Source organism: Shewanella piezotolerans WP3 (assembly GCF_000014885.1).
Classification (GTDB): domain Bacteria; phylum Pseudomonadota; class Gammaproteobacteria; order Enterobacterales; family Shewanellaceae; genus Shewanella; species Shewanella piezotolerans.
Genome location: NC_011566.1, coordinates 1234527 through 1257315, shown reverse-complemented (window position 1 = coordinate 1257315; position 22789 = coordinate 1234527). Strand labels below are relative to the sequence as shown.

At 44.0% G+C, this 22789-nt stretch carries 16 protein-coding genes and 1 pseudogene; 3 read left to right on the top strand and 14 right to left on the bottom strand.

Annotated features, from left to right (window positions below):
• Positions 1 to 82 precede the first annotated feature (82 nt).
• A complete protein-coding gene (locus SWP_RS05495) occupies positions 83 to 2488 on the top strand; it encodes a PilZ domain-containing protein (RefSeq protein ID WP_020911413.1) in 2406 nt (801 codons plus the stop codon).
• Positions 2489 to 2551: 63 nt separating this feature from the next.
• On the opposite strand, the gene nrfD is transcribed toward SWP_RS05495, so the two are convergent.
• The 4 genes from nrfD to SWP_RS05475 form a co-directional block, all read right to left on the bottom strand.
• The gene (gene nrfD / locus SWP_RS05490; protein ID WP_020911412.1) at positions 2552 to 3499 is read right to left on the bottom strand and encodes an NrfD/PsrC family molybdoenzyme membrane anchor subunit; all 948 of its coding nucleotides are present in this window, start codon (positions 3497 to 3499) and stop codon (positions 2552 to 2554) included.
• The gene (locus tag SWP_RS05485) at positions 3496 to 4068 is read right to left on the bottom strand and encodes a 4Fe-4S dicluster domain-containing protein (RefSeq protein WP_020911411.1); all 573 of its coding nucleotides are present in this window, start codon (positions 4066 to 4068) and stop codon (positions 3496 to 3498) included. The genes nrfD and SWP_RS05485 overlap by 4 nt, the downstream gene beginning before the upstream one ends.
• Before the next feature lie 12 nt (positions 4069 to 4080).
• Positions 4081 to 6357: a thiosulfate reductase PhsA gene (gene phsA, locus SWP_RS05480; RefSeq protein ID WP_020911410.1), complete on the bottom strand. Its 2277-nt coding sequence runs from the start codon at positions 6355 to 6357 to the stop codon at positions 4081 to 4083.
• Positions 6358 to 6767: 410 nt separating this feature from the next.
• The gene (locus SWP_RS05475; RefSeq protein WP_020911409.1) at positions 6768 to 8552 is read right to left on the bottom strand and encodes a sensor histidine kinase; all 1785 of its coding nucleotides are present in this window, start codon (positions 8550 to 8552) and stop codon (positions 6768 to 6770) included.
• Between the two features lie 157 nt (positions 8553 to 8709).
• Here SWP_RS05475 and SWP_RS05470 point away from each other — a divergent pair, with 157 nt between their 5' ends.
• Positions 8710 to 9318, top strand: a complete 609-nt coding sequence (locus SWP_RS05470) for a response regulator transcription factor (protein WP_020911408.1) — start codon at positions 8710 to 8712, stop codon at positions 9316 to 9318.
• Here the strand turns inward: SWP_RS05470 and SWP_RS05465 are convergent.
• Both SWP_RS05465 and serB read right to left on the bottom strand, forming a co-directional pair.
• Positions 9315 to 10223 (bottom strand): alpha/beta fold hydrolase, encoded by a 909-nt coding sequence (locus SWP_RS05465; protein WP_020911407.1) that lies wholly within the window; start codon positions 10221 to 10223, stop codon positions 9315 to 9317. The genes SWP_RS05470 and SWP_RS05465 overlap by 4 nt on opposite strands.
• A 266-nt stretch (positions 10224 to 10489) precedes the next feature.
• On the bottom strand, positions 10490 to 11461 hold the full coding sequence (gene serB, locus SWP_RS05460; protein WP_020911406.1) for a phosphoserine phosphatase SerB: 972 nt from the start codon (positions 11459 to 11461) through the stop codon (positions 10490 to 10492).
• Between the two features lie 78 nt (positions 11462 to 11539).
• On the opposite strand from serB, the gene SWP_RS05455 reads away from it, so the two are divergent.
• Complete coding sequence (locus SWP_RS05455) at positions 11540 to 12244, top strand: YtjB family periplasmic protein (protein WP_020911405.1); 705 nt, start codon at positions 11540 to 11542, stop codon at positions 12242 to 12244.
• 382 nt (positions 12245 to 12626) lie between these two features.
• Here the strand turns inward: SWP_RS05455 and deoD are convergent, their stop codons facing one another.
• From deoD to prfC, 8 genes and pseudogenes are all read right to left on the bottom strand, one after another.
• Positions 12627 to 13337, bottom strand: a complete 711-nt coding sequence (deoD, locus tag SWP_RS05450; protein ID WP_020911404.1) for a purine-nucleoside phosphorylase — start codon at positions 13335 to 13337, stop codon at positions 12627 to 12629.
• A 102-nt stretch (positions 13338 to 13439) separates the two neighbouring features.
• Positions 13440 to 14658: pseudogene (locus SWP_RS05445) on the bottom strand (phosphopentomutase).
• Positions 14659 to 14671: 13 nt separating this feature from the next.
• Positions 14672 to 16003, bottom strand: coding sequence for a thymidine phosphorylase (gene deoA / locus SWP_RS05440; protein WP_020911402.1), 1332 nt, complete (start codon positions 16001 to 16003; stop codon positions 14672 to 14674).
• Positions 16004 to 16166: 163 nt separating this feature from the next.
• The gene (gene deoC, locus SWP_RS05435; RefSeq protein WP_020911401.1) at positions 16167 to 16940 is read right to left on the bottom strand and encodes a deoxyribose-phosphate aldolase; all 774 of its coding nucleotides are present in this window, start codon (positions 16938 to 16940) and stop codon (positions 16167 to 16169) included.
• 512 nt (positions 16941 to 17452) lie between these two features.
• The gene (locus SWP_RS05430) at positions 17453 to 18301 is read right to left on the bottom strand and encodes a nucleoside-specific channel-forming Tsx family protein (protein WP_020911400.1); all 849 of its coding nucleotides are present in this window, start codon (positions 18299 to 18301) and stop codon (positions 17453 to 17455) included.
• 339 nt (positions 18302 to 18640) lie between these two features.
• Positions 18641 to 19915 carry a NupC/NupG family nucleoside CNT transporter gene (locus tag SWP_RS05425; RefSeq protein WP_020911399.1) on the bottom strand — a complete coding sequence of 425 codons (1275 nt, stop codon included), beginning with the start codon at positions 19913 to 19915 and terminating at the stop codon, positions 18641 to 18643.
• Positions 19916 to 20092: 177 nt separating this feature from the next.
• A complete protein-coding gene (locus tag SWP_RS05420; RefSeq protein ID WP_020911398.1) occupies positions 20093 to 20899 on the bottom strand; it encodes a TatD family hydrolase in 807 nt (268 codons plus the stop codon).
• A gap of 231 nt (positions 20900 to 21130) precedes the next feature.
• Positions 21131 to 22711 carry a peptide chain release factor 3 gene (gene prfC / locus SWP_RS05415; RefSeq protein WP_044555692.1) on the bottom strand — a complete coding sequence of 527 codons (1581 nt, stop codon included), beginning with the start codon at positions 22709 to 22711 and terminating at the stop codon, positions 21131 to 21133.
• Positions 22712 to 22789 lie beyond the last annotated feature (78 nt).

The window sequence follows — 22789 nt, the reverse complement described above, 5'->3', positions numbered from 1 at the left end:
GATAGTACTGGAAATAATTATAAAATCTTGCCTGTGAGCCTATCAGCCATTGGCCCAATAAGCATCCTAAAAGAAGTAATAGATGAGTTTAGATCTGCATAATGCGCTAATAGAACAACTAAAACCCTTACTCATGGAACCCGATTTCCATGAGTTGTTTGAACAGCTCACTGCAGAAGAGTCAAATTCCACCCGTTTTCTGCTTAAGATGGAGCTCAACAGGTTAGCCACTAGCTGCACTCGAGTTATCGACCTACGTAACAAAACCGATCTCAACTGCGAAACTTTTGAGTTTGGCGCACAAACTCACTTTATCGACCCACCAGCAAAAGCCAGTTTTCGAGAAGCGCTAGCGCTATATAGAGAACAATATACCCTTGGCGTTTACGAGCAAGTCATCGCCGCCCATAAAGCGCGAATTCTAAAGTCTCGCAGCAGTACTAACAGTTCTGACAATGTACCAACGACGTACGTCGCTGAAGGTGTAGTGCTGGGTAACTACTTTGCCCGCAGTGAAGAGCGCATGAATTACAGCATGAAAATTGAAGTGTCCCAAGCGATGCAACAATACATGGGGATAACGGTAGACTTATCGGTCGGTGGCGCGCGAATTCGCCTGCCAGCGAAGCAAAACCTCAATGCTAAGCAGCCAATTAGAGTCAAACTGCTAGAGCTAAGTGATGACTATTACCACCGAGACCTTCAGCAAGGGGTTGAATACGAAATTGTCGATATTGAGGGCAACGATGAATACAACTGGCTGAGATTAAAACGAATTTCAGGTAGTGAAGCTTTAGCCGAAATGTTAGCTAAGCTTATAAGAGGATTTAAGTTCCGATACAAAGTTGATGTCAATGATGTGCTGGTCACCGCCAAAGGTTTAGGTTTCGAGCGTCATTACCTGCCTCATCTACCACACCTTGCACTCTTTATTGAACACAAAGACCAAGGTGATGCTGGGCTTCAGTATCTGCCAACCCATCTTTTTTTAGGCCGAGACAATCAGGCTATTTCACAATACTTTAAAGATGAGTCAGGTGTTAGTCAGATAAAGGCGCTACTCACTCCATCCCGCTTAAATGCCATCATAAACTCTGATGATAACAGCCCCCATTGCCAGCTATTTTGCTTCACCTTTCAAGCAAAAGGCTGCAAATTTTATTACTCGGCAACCTTAGCTGAATTAAAAGAGAAGCAGTTACAGGCACTGTTTTTAAGCTTTGGCGCAACCAAACCTAGTTGGCGTATTTTCCATGTAGCTCGTCAAACCATCGATCACCAACAATCTTATCGCGCGAGTTTATTGCCTGGGGATGATGCTAGCTATAGTGCACTAACCGAGACGCAACTGGCGGCATTTACTCATGTGATTCAATTGATCGATGTCACCAATGATGCTGCAAACGAGCAGTATCAAACTTGGAGTAAATTGAACAACAGCAGTGCTAATGAACTTAAAGTTTTTGGTCAAAAAAAGCTTAAGAAACATAATTTGAAGCAAGTCTCTATGCAGTTCAGCGAACGCCGTAATGAGGCGCGCTTTGCATTTAAAACCTCGGTTATATTAACTCAAGGGAATCTCAGCGCCACGGCATTAACTCAAGATATCTCCAGTAAAGGGATGCAACTTACCACTGAAACCGCGGTTGAATTTAGCCTTACAGCACCTATTGCTGTTAGCTTCCCCAAATTACAAACCATCGCAGGGAAAACCTCTTTACAACATCTGCCCTACCGTCTCATACGCACAAGAAAGAACGGCGTGACTTTGCATCTTGCGGCACAGATAGGACATACCCCGCATATTGGCGTTGAATTTCTCAATCGTTTAATCGAGCACAATAAAGATAAATTCGATAAGCTCACAGAGAACAACCATGAGGTAAAAGAGCTTGCCGATGGTATGAAAAACATACTGATCCGCAAACTGGTGTCTGTCCCTTTTTATCTAGAAAAAACATTGAAATCGGCTTTCGTCTCAACCATTGGAGTAGGTAAAGAACAAAATCACATCGCCAATGTCTTCGCCTCCAATACCAATAACTTATTGGAATATGATTTAGCGCCACTGTTTCAAGATGACAAGCTAAAACGCGATATTGTGACCCCGATTCGCACCATGAAGCCACAAAATGGCCTATCTTTTTACGAAGTTTATCTGCAAATATCGCAGCACTCTCAAGGAAAGATTAACGTTCGCTGTATTGCAGATTCTGATATTAAGGATACCGCCCACTTACAACAGTTTATCGAGCAAAGTAGAAACCTCGGTGAGTTTTTAGCATTACGTGTTTATCGAGGCGCTGTAGGAAAGCCAGATCTAGACTATATCCGTAGAGAGCGAGAATATATAAAGATCCATGCACAGCACAAAGGGAAAAAGCTAGAGGAACAATTGTGGCGAATTATAGGTGTTGGAGAGCTACTCGATGTGACTCGCGAGGTCATCCTGCGTTTTCCAGAACTTGAGCGTGAACTCTTAACCTAGCGGGATCAACAAAAAGGCAGCCCAAGTATGCACTTGTGCTGCCTTTTTAATACAGGTTAGCAGTTAGCTAATATAACTTTGTCCTGCATACACAACAAAGTGACGTAATGCTAATACCCCTAAAATGGTGCTACAAGATACCGTGATTAAAAAGCCTTTGGTATGACGCCATGCCTTTGGCGCTAAAGTACTGGCTAATACAGGCACCACTAGACCTAAGCCAACCACACCTATCCAAAACACGCTTGCCCATGCACCAGTGGTAATTGCAGCGGTAGCCGCTTGTGCTGCAGGGCCTGAGAAGTTAAGTCCAACGAACAACAACACCAGACAAAGCGCCTCGTTAAACGCCACTGGATACTCAATGCGGTGCACCTGCTCAATACAATCAGACTCTTTTTTACTGAAAAACAATGTAGCAACTAATATATTCCCCGCTGAGCCGACCGACATTGCCGACGCTAAAAACAGTGCCGGTAATACTGCTGTATTTAAGATAGGGTAGCTAATCATCGCCGATAGTAGGAAGCCAGTGTAAACCCCAACACCTAAAGCTAGCGCAAATATAAGCTTGTTAAGGCTGCCCTCAAGTTGCCGGCATACCTTCAATACTCCGGCAAGCCAAGGCGCAAAATGTAGTACCTGCTTTTCGAACACTAACGCAGCAAATACAAATACTAGCGGAATATATACCAGTAAAGCGATAACTCCCCATGCCATCACTGAGGTGAGGTTATAATTAAGCAAGATATGATAAAACTCGAACGGTTTTGTCAAATCGAGTACTAACAGTGCCATCCCTAAACAAATTGCTACCGGTCCAATCACAGCTGCGGCTTTAATTACCGGCAAGCCCTCTGTGGGTAGCCCGCGGCTTTGTTTGTACCACTTGAGCCCAATCGCCACCAACATTGAACCTGCTGACAGACCAGCCATAAAGAGATACACAGCGATGATCCAATTCCATACAACGGGATCGTATTGCTCCATTGAGCCCCATATATTGTTCATGCTTTGATCCCCCCTCGACGGCTTGGAATTCGGTAAACTCTTGGTTCAGTGCCAAGGTTCACCTTCTGTTGGTAGTTCTGTTTGGTATCTAGCAGCTTGCGTACTTCTGAGTTCAAATCGTTCGCATCACCAAAAGTGAGCGCATCTGTTGGGCAAACACTGACACAAGCAGGTTCTTCTCCTCGTGCTAAACGACTCTCTTTACAGAAATCGCATTTATCTGGCACACGCGTTTCAGGGTTAATAAAGCGCACTTTGTATGGGCATGCTGCAACACAGTAAAGACAGCCCACACATTTGCCTTCATTGATTGAAACAATGCCATCATCATTGACATACGCCGCCCCCGTCGGACAAACCTTCACACAAGGCGCATTTTCGCACTGCTCACAAGAGACACGATTGTACTTAAAATGTAAGTGAGGAAAGTTACCATATGGTCCTTCAATTCGAACTTGTAACCGAGTCACTGACTCAGGTACATTATTTTCGCTGCGGCAAGCCACGTTGCAGGCTTGGCAACCAATGCACTTGTTTTCATCGTGCACAAGAACATAACGTTTAGTCATAATGATCTCCGATTAAATCTTGGCAATTTTGACGCCGGTGGTATGCAGGTTCATACCTGTCACCGGAGACGTAACGTGAGGAAGTAAGTTACCGCAATGCACACCTTTACCCGTTGCTCGCGCTAGCTCTTTATTTTTGGAACCGCAGCCCATGTAAGCAAATACGGTATCCGGACGTATACCAGGCGTAACCAAGGCATGCCCCTCTTCACTGCCAGTATCGTTGTAGATACGAATTGCATCACCACTAGAGATACTTAAAAGTCCTGCTGTAATAGGGTGGATCCACACGGCATTGTCAGACATCAAGTTGGCAAGCATAGGCACATTTTGCGTTGCAGCATTGGTATGAACGGCCACTTTACCCTGAATGAAAAATAGCTCATCGGCTTTTTTCATATTCACTTCACGGTAGCGAATGACGCCGCGCCCAGGGGCCATTTTCTCAACCTTGTCAGAACTTAATTCAATTTTGCCCGACGGGGTTTTGAAGCTTAACTGGCTTGCATAAGTGCCATCAGCGTCCAATGGTTTGGCATTGGGGTAACTCACACTGAACGCTTTTACCATTGCAGGCTCACGTAATAGCAGAGGTTTGCCGTAGCTCACCCAACCATCAGCTTTTATCTTATTCAATAACGAAGTGTTTTTATCAACTTGGAACAGTTGTAGTGTTTCCATGTTCTGCCATGGGAAGAACTGACCCTGACCCATTTTATCAGCGAGTTCTTTCCAAATAAGCCAGCTTGGTTTGGTATTACCAATGGTTTCCACCACTTTCTGGCGTACGTAATAAGCAGGGCTCTTACCCGACTTATCAACAACCTCTTCGTCGCGCTCAAGGTAAGTTGACTCAGGAAGGAAAATATCAGCGTAAGCAGCACTTTCGCTAATGTAGATATCGCAAGCGACCACAAAGTCGAGCTTTTGCATCGTTTTAACGATCCTTGCTCTGTCAGTCATCGTCTGCATTGGGTTAGTGCGGCTCATTACCCAGCCGTGGAGCTGATAAGGCTTGGCATCGAGTGTGGAGTCTAGAATGGTTTGGTAGATCCCGCCTGATGACCACAGTAGCGAGTATTGCTCGTCAACCATGTCGATGCGTTTAGCATCTATTTTCGGCATGTCTTTCACGCCTGGTTTTGCTAACGTAGGCGCGACATTTTCTCCAGCAAATTTATTGTATTTAGAGGCTTTCTTGCCGAAGTACAATCCGCCTTTTCGCTCAATATTACCCACTAGCACATTGGCAGCATAAAGCGCTCGGCGCATTTCAAATTCTTCGGTTGTAAATGAAGAACGGTGACCAAAATCAACTAATGCATGTGGGGCTGCTGCGGCATACTCGTGGGTAATGCGGCGAATATCTTCTGCAGGCACATCACTGATAGATTCTGCCCATTCAGGCGTATAAGCTTTAACTTCTTTGGCAAAATCGGCAAATCCTGAAACAAACTCAGCAACAAAGGCTTTGTCGTACAGGTCATCTTCAATAAGCGTGTGACAAATGGCGAGCGCCACCGCAACATCAGTGCCGGGCTTAATGGCATACCACTCATCAGCTTTATCTGCCACAATCGAAAAGCGCGGCTCAAAAACCACCAGCTTAGCGCCTTTCTCCATTTGTGCATTCATCATGCCTCTGGTTTCAGACATATTGATGCCTTCATAGAGGTTGTGACCAAAGTTAATGATGTACTTAGAGTTGCTCAAGTCGCGTTTAATTTTACCGCCAAACATGGCTTTGGCTGCAACCACATAGCCTGCAGGACAAGTTGATGCATGGGTAAAGGTATTAGGGCTGCCAAAAGCTTTAGCAAGGTGAAAAAGGTGGCCAGAAAGAGAGCCCGATTTTGAAGAGAATGCGACAGATTCGGCGCCATGCTTTGCTTTAATCCTATTAAGGTTTTCAGCAATGGTTGCATAGGCTTCATCCCACTCAATCTCTTGCCACTTACCTTCACCGCGCTCACCAATACGCTTCAATGGCTTAACGATACGCTGCTTATCATAAAGCTGACTATGGCCTGCTCCGCCTCGAGCGCAAACAGCGCCACCATAGGATTTTGCGTTTTCGTTGCCTAATATCGACACGTTCTTGCCATTGACAACTCGAGCAGAGATTGGACAACGTGTGGAACACATTTCACAGATACTCGCAACGGACTCTGCACTGCCCTTCAATGTGGATTCTCCAAAAGCAGCTAACGAGCCAGGCAAGCTTGCGAGTGCACAGCCTGCTGTCGTTGCGCCAGCCCCTTTGATGAAGGTTCGCCGATCTAGTTTCATGATGATTCTCCCAGTAAACATTGGAACTCAGTGCTTGGTTGAAAGCAGATGACCTTTAGTTAGCTATTAAGCTCAAAAATCACTGCTGTCCCAAACTTTTCACCATTGTCTGCTAGGAATTATCAGCTGAATATTGTGGTAAACCACATTTCAATATTTACATATTACGCTTTGTGAGTTGTTTCACAGTTGAGTTTTTGTCCAACATAAACCAATAGAATATGTCTATTGTGGTAAACCACATATCGATAGTCTGTCCAGAAAAACCTTCCCGAAACGCTTTTTTGAATCTGACTGGAATATTATGGATGTATGGAACAAACAGGGAAAAGAAGCCTGTATATTTAACAGGCTTTTACATGTGCAGAATTCGAAGGTATTGGTTTGGCGATAGATATTAGCAACGTTAATCACACTTCTACGCTACGCTCACTGCCACGTTTTTTTAAGCTAACTTTGGCAACACAGCCAGCTTGCCCATCAACACGGTCATTGAGTGAGAATGCGCCATCATGTTCATTGACTACCTCATTACAGATAGCTAAGCCTAAACCCAAACCATCTTCTTTGGTGGTAAAGAATGTCGCCATCACCGAGTCGGCACTCTGGACTAAGCCACTACCGTTATCTATAACCAGTACGTCAACTTGAAACTCCTTAAAAACAAGTTCGATAACAACCTTACCTTCAGTTGCAGGTTGCGCTTCAGCGATGGCATCGATACTATTTTTAGTCAGATTGATGAGTACCTGTAGTAAACCAACCCGATCAGCGCTAATGAAAAAAGGTTCGCCCTTAATACGTTTAGTAATTTGAATATCTCGTCGCTGAGACTCCAGCTTTAACAAAGATATGCACTCATCAACTAAGCTGAGAATATTAACGTCACTCATCACCGATTCTCGCCGTTTGAGCAGACTGCGGATCCGATGCACTACCTCTCCAGCTCGAGTCGACTGGCTGTGGATCTTTTGCAATAGTTCAACTGTTGATGCGCACTCTTGTGCTTGCCCTCCCTCTAAGCGCATTATTCCGCCTTCGCTGTAACTGGTAATCGCCGCAATCGGTTGATTAATTTCATGGGCTAGGCCTGCACCAATTTCGCCAATAATAGACGCACTCTGCAGCTTTTCAAGCGCAATAGCTTGCTGTTTAAGCTGCCTCTCTGTGGCGATTAGTGATTCACTTTTCTGGTGAAAGCGATACTCTATCCATAAGTGGTAAACCGTCGCGACCAGAAATACAAAAATGGCAAATATGCCCCAATGCCGATTATATTTTAGCCAGTTCTCAACACTTTCCCAGCGGCTACCGTCGCTAGCATGAACATGAAGTTCACCAAATAGTTGAATAACTGCTAGTTGACTGATGGGCGATGTCCAGCCCATGAGCAGCGCTTTAATTGCGGCGGGATGATCCGCTGTTAGCTCCATTAATGCTTGGGTAATCTGTTTACTCAAGCCGATATCGACACTTTCACTCGCCGCAAAAGACCAATTTGGGTAAAGATTAGTGCTGCACTGGCAATCAAAGCCATCTGGCCGACTTGGATTAAGAATGCGATAGTCAGCCTTATTGATAAGCCCGCGAGCGATCATATCTTCAAAAGTACACAGCGGCGTGATCGCCGCATCAACATTACCATCTCGGACTTGATACAAAAGAGGATCGAGTGGGAAACCAAGGAACTTAACCTCTTTAAAGTAATTTTCTGATTCCATCCCCAATTTATGCATCAAGCCCACCGTCGCCTGATACCCGCCCAATGCGTGGGGATCACTTGCTGCAATCACCTTGCCTTTTAGATCATAGAGAGTGCGATAGTCACTTTCCGCCTTAACGATAATGGCTGAGCCTATGGCCGATGTGGCGCCGTTATGACGCGCTGAACGCATTGTCGCCAGCCAAGATAACGGATACTGATTTGATAGGTACAGGTACTGGCCAGGGTTAGTAATAATAAACTGGATCTGTCCAAGCTCCATGGCCAGATTAAGCGCCTCAAAATTACCTGGGTAAACATGAAAGTCAGTGCCGGGTACCTGCTCATTTAGATATTCCATCATAGGTTGCCAACGCTCAATCGCTTGTTGGTTCCCCCAGTTAGACAGCACTCCAACATAGAGTGCTTGAGTTTGTCCCCAAACACTGGATGTACAACACAGTAGTAATAAACACAATAAGGTCCGATACACTCGATTAGCCTCGAATTAAACGCTGGCTCAAGTTTACGATAGGCTAATGTAGAGCCAACGTGATGGGTCTCATGCTTTGTAAAAAAGATGTTCGCATTAAGTAAGGAACTGAGATATCTATCTACTAGATCCTAATTAAAGTGAAAGAGGAATACCCATGCAAGCGTTGATTGGCGGCCCTGTCTACCTTGTCGATGATGATGAAGCTATCGTTGATTCCATCACTTTTCTAATGGACGGATTTGGCTACAAGATTAAAAGTTTCAGCTCTGGCAATGATTTTATAGCTAGCATTGATCTTAGCCAGCCAGGTTGTGTGATCCTTGATGCCCGTATGCCTGGCCTTAGTGGACCACAAGTCCAGCAACTGCTTAGTGAAGCGAATAGTCCTCTGTCGGTCATTTTTCTTACCGGCCACGGTGATGTGCCCATGGCTGTGGATGCCTTTAAAAATGGTACTTTCGATTTTTTTCAAAAACCCGTTCAAGGCCAAGTGTTATCGCAATCTATCTCAAAAGGTCTGCAAAACAGCATTAATAAATATAATCGGTTCGTCGAACAACAGCTGATAACCCGTTTATCTGAGCGAGAATTGCAGATCTTTAAGCTCATTGTTGCAGGTAATACCAATAAACAGATGTCGAGCGTACTTTGTGTCGCAATTAGGACCATTGAGGTGCACAGGTCAAAGTTGATGGACAAGCTTGGGGCAGCAAATGTCGCTGAACTTTTAAAGCTTGCCCCCTTGATTGAGCTCGAGGATTAGCGATTGAACTGACGATACCAATCACGAACTGTTGGAAAATGATCTTGCACTGCATCTTTATGGGTCAACATGCCAGCATGGTCATAGTCGTGCTTAAAACCATGTTTACGGCTGAGCAAAGTATAATCGACCTGCTGAATTTGACACTCGCTAATCATTCGCTGTACATCACTAGGGTTGCCTAAAACAGTATCGCCCTGCCCTGCAATAAACCAAGACTTAGGCCACTTTGCATGTTTTGCAGCCTGACTGTAACTAAAGCCATCGTCATGATCGATCCAATGGCCGCGAACCCAGTCGATACTTTGCAGCAATGACGCCTGAGACTCATTATCCATCCCCACCTTTAACTTATCAGCCGGAAGATATCCACGCTGCCAAGCGATAAAAGGGGCAAGTCGATTCCAGAAAAGATCGACCTTCAACCATTTGCTGAGCGACTTAACTTCAATTCGACGCTTGCTGCCAAAGGTCACCAGTGAAGCCACCGTTTGCTGTAAATTTTCATATCGGGCGATAGCGCTAGCCATCAACACACCGCCCCATGAGTGGCCACACCAATGCACGCTATCTGCTTTTGGATGTAGAGAAAGAATGTACTGTTGAATAAGTGGCAATTGCTCTCTGATAACTTCACCTTGCCCAGCACGAAACCCTCGAGCAAGCTTTGGTGTACTGTGGCCTCGCCCAAGCGTGTCCAATACATAAACTACCACTCCAGCATCAGCCAAATAGCAGCCTAGCCCTTTACCTGATTCACTGTAAAAAACACGCCCATTGGACATTGCACCGTGCAGCATCAATAACGGAGGCTTATTCATATCTGGGTTGGCTGGCAATAGCTGCCTTAAATGCAGGTGGCCGTGGTTATAAGGCACAAAGAGAGATTTCTGTTGAGTTTTCACGCTGTAATGCTCAATTTTTTAACCTAAGTTACTGAGTTAACCGCACAAAAACAAGAGTAATAACTCTAACTCTGAGGTTGAGATTAACAAAACCAACAAGTTTCAAACGGTAAAGCAGAGAATCTAATAAGTGGAACAGCAGGATAAGACACTTTTAAAACAGAAATAAAAAGACCTACAAAAATTAATTTGTAGGCCCAATAATGAAATGTCCTTAAATGGTGCTTACTTTGACCAAAGTGCACTTAACATTAACGCTGCTGAGGCTAATTAAGCTGAAATAAATAAGGCAACACTTTAAGGTTTAACTTTTCAATATTAATATCTGCAGCCGAGGCAAGCTTAGGCTTTGCATGGTAAGCAATACCAAAGTCCGCAATATTAATCATTGGGATATCATTGGCGCCATCACCAATGGCAACACGTTGCCCCTTTGCAATTGACCACTGCTTAGCGCAACTTTCGACAGTATCAGCTTTAAACTGTGCATCAACCACCTGACCGGAAACCGTGCCGACTAGCTTACCTTCAACAATATCTAACTCATTAGCATAAGCGGCGTCTAAATCGAGCAACTGTTTAAGGTGATTAACAAAAGGAGTAAAGCCTCCAGAAGCCACGACAGTTCGCCATTGATACTGTTTTAACTCGGCAATCATTTCGTTCAAACCAGGCATTAACGGCAGTTTGCTACATAAACGGTGAATAATGTCAGCATCGGCATCTTCAAGCTTTGCCACTCTTGCACGCAGGCTCTGTTCAAAATCAAGCTCTCCCTGCATCGCTTGCTCAGTCACAGCAGCAACTGCAGCGCCAACCCCAGCCATCTCAGCAAGTTCATCGATACATTCAATCTCTATCGCGGTAGAGTCCATATCCATCACTAACAGTCCCGGCTGATTTAACACAGGGGCATCAGCTTTAAGCTGAAATACTTCTATATCCGATAAGGTCTTAAAAGCAGCAAAGTTTAACGTTTCAGCCGCGCAAACTTCTATACATGTCAGCCCCGTTGAGCGTGAAATCACCGCCAGACTTAACTCTGCAGTATTGCACAGCAACCAATCCTCTATAACTGCCTGACTGCTATTTTCAGAAAACAAAATCCTATACCGCAGCGAAGCCGATGGAAAATGAGTCTCGACATGGCGAGAAAATCTTTTTCCCCCAGTGCCGTAAGACATGCTACTTTCACTGTTTAACCATTCAAAAACAGTAGATTGACTTAAATTTTCCATTAGTTATGCTTCTCCAACTACCGAGTACCGAGATAATCAATTATGATTAAGTGAGTACACTACAAATTAAGGATTTCAGTGTTTTATTTAAAAGGCCTAAAAAAGAGCCATCGAATAAGCAGGATATTGCAGATCCTTATCGCTATCGCATTATTCATTGGTCTGGATCAGTTGTGGGAAACTAGCCTACTACAAGGGCAACAGCTTCTAAAGTCCCAAACTGAAAAGATGGCAAGATTATTAGTAGAGCAAACTGCCTATGGTGCCGCTCCAGCCCTGCAATTGGAAAATGATGAGCAGCTGCAATGGCTTGCTACCGCACTAGTACTTGACCCTAAAGTGATGTCGGCCAGTATTTTTAGTGAAGATGGCGTGAGGCTGTCCTTTGCACAAAGTGTCACCCAAGACGATTATGAAGTTGATTCCGAGGAGATGGTACAACTACTTGCACAATACCCTCCTTATGTTGAGGCTGTTTCGCAAGATGGACAGAACTTGGGTTATGTCGAGGTCAGGTTAGAGCCAAAGTACTTTTTTAATGAAATTAAAGAAGCGCACCAGATCAATATGGAACAGCAGCAGATGATGCTGATCATTGCGGGGCTCATCGGTATGCTATTGTCACGCGCGTTATCGTTTAAACGTGCCGATTTTGATAGGCGTAAAGCTAAGATAAAGTTCAGGCAACTACTCAGCAAGAGAAATGCTATACATCGACGTGAAGAGTCAGACAATCAAGCGGATGAAACACTTTCTGTTGAAGAAACAGTGGATAAACCATAAATCGCTATAGTAATACCAATCAGTATAAAGATTTGATCGCTCAGCGAGAGTTTAGCGGCTTTGAGGTAAGGCAATGAATGAAGAGCATAGTTATTCTACGTTCAAATTAATTAACACAGCATCAAAGCCGCTAAAATTCGCCTTTAGGAGTGTTTTTGGCTTGCTACTTCTGCGTTGAATAAACTCATAAGGGAATAACCATTATGTCATTTATTCGCCTTGAATTAGCGTGCCGAAAACGCTCTGAGTAGATCAACTTCTTATACTGATTGGTATAATGCATTTCAGCACCAAACAAACAGCCACAAAAAAGCGGACAATCAATGTCCGCTTTTTTTATAACGTATAAACCAGTACTACTGGTTTACTGCACCAATACCCATTAAAGAGTAATAGCTGCTTCTAGTGTCATTTCGATCATTTCGTTAAAGGTCGTTTGACGCTCGTCAGAAGAGGTCTTTTCACCAGTACGGATGTGATCAGATACAGTACAAACACATAATGCTTTAGCGCCGAACTCAGCAGCTACGCCGTAAAGGCCTGCAGCTTCCATTTCGACACCTAAGATGTTCATTTTTTCCATAACGTCAAACATTTCTGGATCTGGAGTGTAGAAAAGATCAGCAGAGAAAACGTTACCAACGCGGAACTTAGTGCCTTTCTCTTCTGCAGCTTTAACCACTGCGCTAAGTAGGCTGTAGTCAGCGATTGCTGCGAAATCTTGGCCTTTAAAACGTAGACGGTTAACTTGTGAATCAGTACATGCGCCCATACCGATTAACACGTCACGAACTTTAACGTCAGTGCTAACCGCACCACAAGTACCAACACGGATTAAGTTTTTAACGCCGTAATCTTTGATCAATTCAGTTGCGTAGATTGAGCAAGAAGGAATGCCCATACCTGAACCCATAACTGAGATGCGAACACCTTTGTATGTACCAGTAAAACCTAGCATGTTACGAACGTCAGTAACTTGCTCAACGTTTTCTAGAAATGTTTCAGCAATGTATTTTGCACGTAGTGGATCGCCAGGAAATAGAACTGTATCGCCAAATGCACCGTCTACGGCATTAATGTGTGGTGTAGCCATCAGAAAACCCCTATTTATATTTTGAGACTGTCGTTAATACTTGAGTCTTTGTATGCTAGCGGTCCAAAGTGAACCGCCAAATTTAAATTTGTTTCGGTTTAACTAGCGAACAAACGATTCGCCATATTCCATAGGCTCAAGCTTAAAGTAGCTCGCTATCGATTGGCCCATATCAGCAAAGCTATTACGTAGACCTAATGATCCGGGTTCGAGCCCTGCGCCATACGCTAAAACCGGTACTCGCTCTCGAGTATGATCGCTGCCAGGCCAAGTTGGGTCACAACCATGGTCAGCAGTTAACAGTAAGAAGTCATCTTCGTCTAACAACGCTAATATTTCTGGCAAGCGCGCATCGAAATATTCTAAGCTTCGAGCGTAACCCGCGACATCACGGCGGTGGCCATAATGTGAGTCAAAATCAACAAAGTTAGTGAATACAATCGTATTGTCACCCGCTTGTTTCACTTGCTCTAACGTCGCATCAAACAGTGCTTCAAGCCCGGTCGCTTTCACTTTTTTAGTGATACCACAGTGTGCATAGATGTCAGCAATCTTGCCCACACTAACCACTTCACCGCCGGCCGCTTTAAGTTTATCGAGTACGGTTGGTGCTGGTGGCTCCACTGCATAGTCACGACGATTACCAGTACGCTCAAAGTTACTGGCATCAGTACCTACAAATGGACGCGCAATAACACGACCAATGTTGTAATCAGCTAGCTCTTCACGGGCGATAATGCAAAGCTCATATAATTTTTCTAGGCCAAAGCTCTCTTCATGACAAGCAATCTGGAACACTGAATCAGCAGAGGTATAGAAAATTGGCTTACCAGTGCGCATGTGCTCTTCACCGAGTTCTTCTAGGATCACAGTTCCTGAAGAGTGGCAGTTACCGAGAAATTCAGTTAAACCTGCGCGAGCTAGAATTTTGTCAGTCAGCTCCTGTGGGAAAGAGTTGGTTAAATCGCTAAAGTAGCCCCATTCATACAAAACAGGTACACCCGCCATTTCCCAATGTCCACTCGGCGTATCTTTACCTGAGCTTAATTCATCGGCATGACCGTAAGCGCCGATAATCTCAACATCATCGCCAAAACCCGCAGGAAACTCACCCGTGCTTTCTTTAGATGCGTGCCCTAAGCCTAAGCGCGCGAGGTTTGGTAGCTTTAATGGTCCTTCGCGACCATCATTAGCTTTACCTTCTGCACAGGCTTTTGCGATATTACCAAAAGTGTTAGAGCCTACATCGCCGAAAGCTGCTGCATCATGTGCAGCTCCGCACGCCGAATGAATCTAGCATCATGATTATAGTACGTTTCATAAACTGTGCTCCGTTACAGATCTGACTCACGGATATAACGATATATCTCAGGAGTCTTTTCTGGCTTGGTATCGCCAATATGAATCGCTTTCTTCACTGCAGCTTCCGCTTCAGCAAAGGCACCTTCAGATTGGGCGTGAATAAATGCGATAGGCTTGTCGGCACTGACTTCATCGCCAAGGGCGCAAACTTTAGTCAGTCCAACACTATAATCGAGTGTGTCGCCAGGCTTGCGGCGCCCACCACCGAGAGTAACAACAGCGAGACCGAGTTCACGGGTATCCATAGCTGTCGCGAAACCAGTTTGCTCAGCATATACAGGACGAATGATTTGTGAATCAGGTAGGTATTTACTGTAGTTCTCAACAAAATCAGTCGGTCCACCTAGACCTGATACCATACGACCAAATATTTCAGCCGCTTTGCCATTATCGAGTACTTCATTCAGCTTGGCGCGTGCCTCTGCTTCATTGCTTGCAATACCACCAAGGGTAAGCATCTCAGCACAAAGCCCCATCGTCACTTCGTAAAGGCGAGGGTTACGGTAAGCACCGGTCATGAAGTCAACAGCTTCTTTAACCTCTACCGCATTACCTGCACATGAGGCCAAAACTTGGTTCATGTCAGTCAATAGTGCAGTGGTTTTAGTGCCTGCTCCATTAGCGACTGCAGTGATACTGCGGGCAAGCTCTTCTGATGCTTCATAAGTCGGCATAAAAGCACCTGTACCGACTTTAACGTCCATTGCAAGGGCATCGAGTCCAGCAGCTAACTTTTTAGAAAGAATTGAAGCGGTAATCAGAGAGATAGACTCAACGGTCGCGGTATTATCACGAATAGAGTAAAAGCGCTTATCAGCAGGGACAAGATCACCAGTCTGACCAATAATCGCCACACCAGCCTCTTTAACAACTTTGCGGAACAAAGCGCTATCAGGCTCGGTATTGTAACCAGGGATAGCATCAAACTTATCAAGCGTACCGCCAGTATGACCTAGGCCGCGGCCAGAAATCATAGGTACATAACCACCGCAAGCAGCAGCCATTGGGCCTAACATCAAACTAATGACATCCCCCACACCGCCAGTTGAGTGCTTATCGATAATCGGACCATTAAGGTCAAGAGATTTCCAGTCGAGAACCGTACCAGAGTCACGCATAGATGTGGTCAGCGCAATACGCTCATCCATATTCATGTCGTTGAAGTAAACAGCCATACCAAGCGCAGCGATCTGCCCTTCAGAAACGGTGTTATTAGTGATGCCGTTAACGAAGAATTGGATTTCTTCAGTTGAAAGGACTTCAGCATTACGTTTTTTACGAATAATTTCTTGAGCTAAAAACATGTACTACCTCCAAGAATGTAACTGAGTTTCCATCAAGGGTAACTTTCAGTTAGCAATCTGCTAAAGGGGAATCAAAAGCCGTAATATTGTTACATAATAACGGACTTTTGATACACCTAATTAGATTTAGATCACACTTAACAACAAGCTAAATCAGTAAAGATTAGTAACCTTGTGGTCCTTTTGGTGCGTCACCTAACTCCAATGTGTGAAGTAAGTTAGTAAGTAGGCTAGAAGCGCCAAAACGGAACGTAGCTGGAGTCGCCCAATCATCACCAAGAAGACGTGCAGCAACACCTAAAAACTCTGCAGCGGCTGCAGCATCTTTTACGCCACCAGCTGGCTTAAAACCAACCTTAGTGTTCTTTTCACTAATAACAGTCATCATGATTTCTGCAGCTTCTAGCGTTGCGTTTACAGCAACCTTGCCTGTCGAAGTCTTGATGAAGTCAGCACCTGCATCGATTGATAGCTCAGAAGCCTTTCGGATAAGTGCAGGGTCAGCAAGCACACCTGATTCGATGATTACTTTCAAGATTGCTTCATCACCACATGCTTCTTTACACGCTTTAACTAGCTCAAAACCAACGGTTTCGTTACCAGCCATTAGTGCGCGGTATGGGAATACGACATCGACTTCATCAGCGCCGTAAGCGACAGCAGCACGAGTCTCTAATACTGCGATTGCAATATCATCATTACCGTGTGGGAAGTTAGTCACTGTTGCGATTTTAATATCATCGCCGCCAATCTCATTTAGCGTTTTACGTGCAATAGGAATAAAGCGAGGGTAAATACAGATAGCAGCGGTGTCGCCTGCTGGCGTCTTAGCTTTATGACATAAGTCGATCACTTTTTGATCGGTATCATCGTCATTTAGCGTAGTAAGATCCATTAAATTAATGGCTTGTTGTGCTGCTTTTTTTAAGTCGCTCATAATAGCTCTCCGAGACATATTCAAATAGTAAAATTTTGATAGAAATTTGTCGTATAGCTGCGCTTAGAAGTGGCTGTTTTGATTATAGTTATGGGCCGGGCCTTCGAGCATTGCCAAACCTTAATGATGAAGATCGATTAACGATGCTCAAATTAAGGTCAATATTCAGGTATCCAACATTGCATCGTCTATGCGCTGCAATAATCTTGACACTAGTGTCACGACTTGAATCCATGAAGACCGGGAAGGGAGATAGATACTGCCTATGTCTGCCTTTCCGCGAAAAGTCCTTTTTAGCGCGTTATAAATCTTATATCACTTTCAATTAATACTTACCTAAACAAGCTAATTAAATATAGTTCATGCTTAAGTAAAAATTAATCTGTTTGCGTTAGCAAATGACTAAAATTCGAAATAACAATTAAAGGTTCAACATTATTATGATTAGAAGATAGTGAGAGCCGCGATGCTTCGCGGCTCTGACAGATACTTAGCTGTTCTTTAAGCGTTGCTTAGAACTTGTAAGTAGCAGTTAGGTAGTGAGCCCAACCAGTAGTTTCTAGACCAACGATGCCAGCACCATCTTCAAGAAGGTACACATCTTTGTAGCCTTTTAGACCGTAACCCAGTGCGTAGTTCTCTGAGTGCCAGTGTAGACCGAAATATGCAGCACCACCGCTTGATGTCATAGGAACGAACTCGTTACCGTACTCGTCATCAGCGCCGAACTGGTAGTCAACATAACCTTGGAAAGAAACGAAAGAACCGTTATCAAAGTTTACGAAAGGCTTGAACCAGTTCATAGAGAATTGGTAACCATTCCACTCTTTACCGTTCATGTCGTAGTGAGCGTATAGGTTCATGCCAGTTTTACCTAACCATGGAACCATTACGTCAGCACCGATACCCCAGAAAGATGCATTTACATCACCTGAACCATCTTTGTTGAATGCTCCGCCACCCCAGTTAAATAGCGTTGAGAAGTAAACTTCTTGGATAGGACCAGCAGAAAGATCCCAACCTGTCATTGCATCGATAGAGAAACGAGGAGCAAACTTCATGAACATCTTGCTGTCGCCGCCAGTCTTATCGCCTGAGCTGCTGTTAGTTAGGTTGAATACATCAACATAACCGTATAGGTCTACGATGCCAGCGCGGCCGCCAAATTCCATCTCTAGGTAATCATGACCAGAACCGTCACCGTCAGATGGTAGTTCGTCAAATGCGTACATTGCGTTGAACTGCATCCAGCTGTAGTCGCCAGCGCGAAGGTCTGTACGATCTGCTGCGAAAGTAGGTGCTGCCATTGTTGCTGTAGCTGCTAGTGCTGTAGCTAGTGCGATAGTTTTAACGTTTTTCATCATCAACCCCATTTATTTATGGTTTGCTGCTCGACTTTATGAAGAGTCAGCGTTTCTTTTTTATGGCGCCGCATTTTACTTACTTTATGTCAAACTTCAACACTATTTGTGTAAAAATGCGAACACTAAGTTTTAACATTCGAACAAAGCCATGATTTGTCGACAGATTATGCTGCCTGATCATTGTTATTGTCGTATTTAAATCGAAATAGCCCCTAACCATAGTTATTGATCATTTCGTAAAACTTGGTAATTGGAAAACGATTGACTTAATTGTGGTTCTGCTCAGAGTGAGCAGAACCAAGACTGAGCAACACATGCCACTCAGTCAATTGAGGCTTACAATGCTAGGAATAGACCAGCAAGTGTTGCACTCATAAGGTTTGCTAGTGATGCTGCGATAACCGCACGAACACCAAGTTTAGCAAGGTCGTGACGACGGCTTGGAGCCATAGCGCCTAGACCACCAAGTAGAATTGCGATTGAAGATAGGTTAGCAAATCCACATAGTGCAAATGAGATGATAGCTTTAGTTCTATCAGTCATAGCAACACCAGTTTCAGCAACAACCATACCGCCATCAGCAATATCTTTTAGGTATGGGGCAAAGTTTAGGTAAGCAACGAATTCGTTAACAATGATCTTTTGACCAATGAAAGAACCAGCTACCATTGCTTCACTCCAAGGCACACCGATTAGGAATGCTAAAGGCATGAACACGTAACCTAGGATAAGTTCTAGAGAAAGGTTCTCCATACCAAACCAGCCACCGATGCCACCCAACATACCGTTAAGCATTGCGATAAGACCAACGAATGCTAGAAGCATTGCACCAACGTTAAGCGCTAAATGCATACCAGAAGCAGCACCTGCAGCAGCAGCGTCAATAACGTTAGCTGGCTTGTCAGTGTCTTCAGGCAGGTCGCCCATTTCGTTTTTAGTTTCTTCAGTCTCAGGATGGATAAGCTTAGCCATCATTAGACCACCAGGAGCAGCCATGAAAGATGCAGCAACTAAGTACTCAATCTTAACGCCCATGCCAGCGTAACCCGCAAGTACCGCACCAGCGATAGATGCAAGACCACCAACCATGATAGCGAATAGCTCTGAGTTAGTCATAGTCGCAATAAATGGACGTACAACTAATGGCGCTTCAGTTTGACCGACGAAGATGTTTGCAGTAGCAGACATAGACTCAGTACGGCTTGTGCCCAATGCTTTCTGAAGACCACCACCGATGAACTTAATTACCATCTGCATGATGCCAAGGTAGTAAAGAACAGCAATCAAAGAAGAGAAGAAGATAATCACAGGTAGTACGCGAATAGCGAAGACGAAGCCAACACCGTTTGCGAACATAGCGTCAGTACCTAGACCACCAAATAGGAAGTCGATACCAGCTTGAGAGTAACCAATAACACTGGCAACACCCATTGAAACGCCACCAAGTACTTCTTGTCCAACTGGTACATACAATACGAAACCACCGAAAGCGGCTTGAATTGCTAGTGCACCTAGAACAGTACGTTTGTTAATTGCTTTTTTATTATTTGAAAGCCCGAAAGCGATCGCTAGTAAGGTGACCACCCCTACTAAACTCATTAAAATATCCATTAACCATCACCCTATTGTTAATACTTTTTAATTATGTTGTTAACCAACCTTTTTCCGCGGTCGATTATACCCGACCAGACGCCCAAAAGCGTCGTATTGATCAAATTTTTGAAGTTTTATTTCAATGATTTCGTTAGTTATTATGATGCGAGTTACATCTGTTCAAACAAAATAAAACTAAAGGTCAAAGAGTTGCGAAACATTCAAATACAGCTGTTCTGATATAAGAACATTAGTTTTTTTCTGCAAACTTGCCATTTTTTTGAGTAATAAAGGCAAAATAAGTGGTGAATTACGATCACTATCACTATTTTGAGGCCTCATCGCAGGGGAATCGGTTTCTAATACGAATGCACTGAGGGGTAATTCAGCCACTGTTTGCTGCAACTTATGAGCATTATCATTCAAAAGTAATCCGCCAATACCTAACTTATAACCTAAATGAACATAACGTGATGCCAACTCAGGTCCGCCATAAAAACCATGGATCACACCTTTCCTGACATTTTTACTGACTTTGAGCAGGTTAAGCATCTCTTCATGGCTTTTAACACAATGAATAATGAGAGGTAGCTCAAACTCTTCAGCGAGCAAAATTTGAGCTTTAAATACCGATAATTGTGTTGCGAAATTACTTTTATGTAACTTATCTAAACCGCACTCGCCAATAGCGACAAGTTTTTCATCTTGCTGCGAGCGCAATAACAACTCCCTGAGATTGGCTAACGTTTGGTTTGTCATCGAATGACAAAACCAAGGGTGTATACCTAATGCAAAAGGACAATCAAACTGCTTGGCAATGCGAACTTGGTTTGCCCACTTATCTTCTGATACGCCTGGGATCACTACTTGCTCTACCCCAAGATCCCTCATCTGTTGAAAAAGTTCGCCTCTGTCATGATCAAACTCGCTAAAATCCAAATGAGCGTGACTATCTATCATTGGAAATATTTTAAACTGCTCATCATTCACTAATAATGTCATGGCTACCTCTATACTCTTTCAAAATCAACGGTCAATTTAAGAACTCCCTCTATTATTGTAATACTCGCTCTCATGAATCAAACCTTTGGCAAATTCAACTTTTACTCATGAACCTAATTGCCCATGTACGCTTACAGTATATCGTTCCAGCTCATTCAACCTAACTATAAACAGCCAATAAAAAACCCAAGCCATGGCTTGGGTTTTAGTATCGAGTATCAGTTGCGAAGATTAATTCTCACGTGTCTTAGCAAACTCAATATCAGGGTAGCGTTCCATCGAAAGATTCAAATTCACCATTGTCGGTGCGATATAAGTGAGGTTATCACCGCCATCAAGTGCTAAGTTCATGCTGCACTTACGCTTAAATTCGTCCAATTTCTTATGATCATCACAATAAACCCAGCGAGCAGTAGCGACACTAATCGCTTCATAAATAGCTTCAACTTTGTATTCAGTCTTCAAGCGACCTACAACCACCTCAAACTGCAGCACACCAACAGCGCCTACAATCAAGTCATTACTGTCTAATGGTCTAAATACCTGTACAGCGCCCTCTTCAGAAAGCTGTACTAAGCCCTTTAGCAGCTGCTTTTGCTTTAATGGATCTTTAAGGCGAATGCGGCGGAACATCTCTGGCGCAAAGTTAGGTACACCAGTAAAGCGTAACTTTTCACCTTGAGTAAAGGTATCACCAATGCGAATGGTACCGTGGTTATGCAAACCAATAATATCACCTGGATAAGCTGCCTCTGCACGATTACGATCGCCCGCCATAAAGGTCAACGCATCGCTGACATTTACATCTTTCCCCAAACGTACATGATGCATCTTCATGCCCTGCTCATAACGGCCAGAACAGATCCGCATAAAGGCAACGCGGTCACGATGCTTAGGATCCATATTGGCTTGGATCTTAAACACAAAACCACTAAATTTAGCTTCCGTAGGTTCGATATTACGTGCTTCTGTTTCACGCGGCTGTGGAATAGGAGCCCACTCAACGATACCGTCAAGAATATGGTCAACACCAAAGTTACCCAATGCAGTACCAAAATAAACAGGTGTTAATTCGCCTTTGAGGAATTGCTCACGATCAAATTCGTGAGACGCGCCAGCCACGAGCTCCATCTCATCACGAATTTCGTCAGCATAGCTGCCGATTGCTTCGTCAAGTTCTGGGTTATCGAGACCTTTAATAATTTGGGAGTCTTGAATCGTGTGCCCCATACCATTTTGGTACAAGATCACTTCGTCTCGCAAAAGGTGATAAACCCCTTTAAACTCTTTACCTGCACCAATCGGCCAAGTGATAGGTGCACACTTGATGTTAAGCACCTCTTCAACTTCATCCATCAACTCAATAGGATCACGAATATCACGGTCAAGTTTGTTCATGAAGGTAACAATTGGCGTATCGCGCAGACGAGTGACTTCCATCAATTTAATGGTACGTTGTTCAACACCTTTTGCCGAGTCAATCACCATTAAACAGGAATCAACCGCTGTAAGCGTACGGTAGGTATCTTCAGAGAAGTCTTCGTGACCAGGTGTGTCGAGAAGATTAACTAACGCATCATTGTATGGAAACTGCATGACAGAAGTAGTAATCGAGATACCACGGTCTTTTTCCATCTCCATCCAGTCAGACTTAGCGTGCTGACCTGACTTTTTGCCTTTTACTGTGCCCGCTTTTTGTAACGCGTTACCAAATAAAAGAACCTTTTCAGTAATGGTGGTTTTACCCGCATCTGGGTGAGAGATGATGGCGAAAGTGCGACGTTTGTCGACCTCAACTTTATAGCCTGACATGTATACCTGTAATTCTGGGAGTTCACAAAGGCGGCAATTATAGCTGTTCACCTATATTTTGGCTACCAGTGCGGCAGC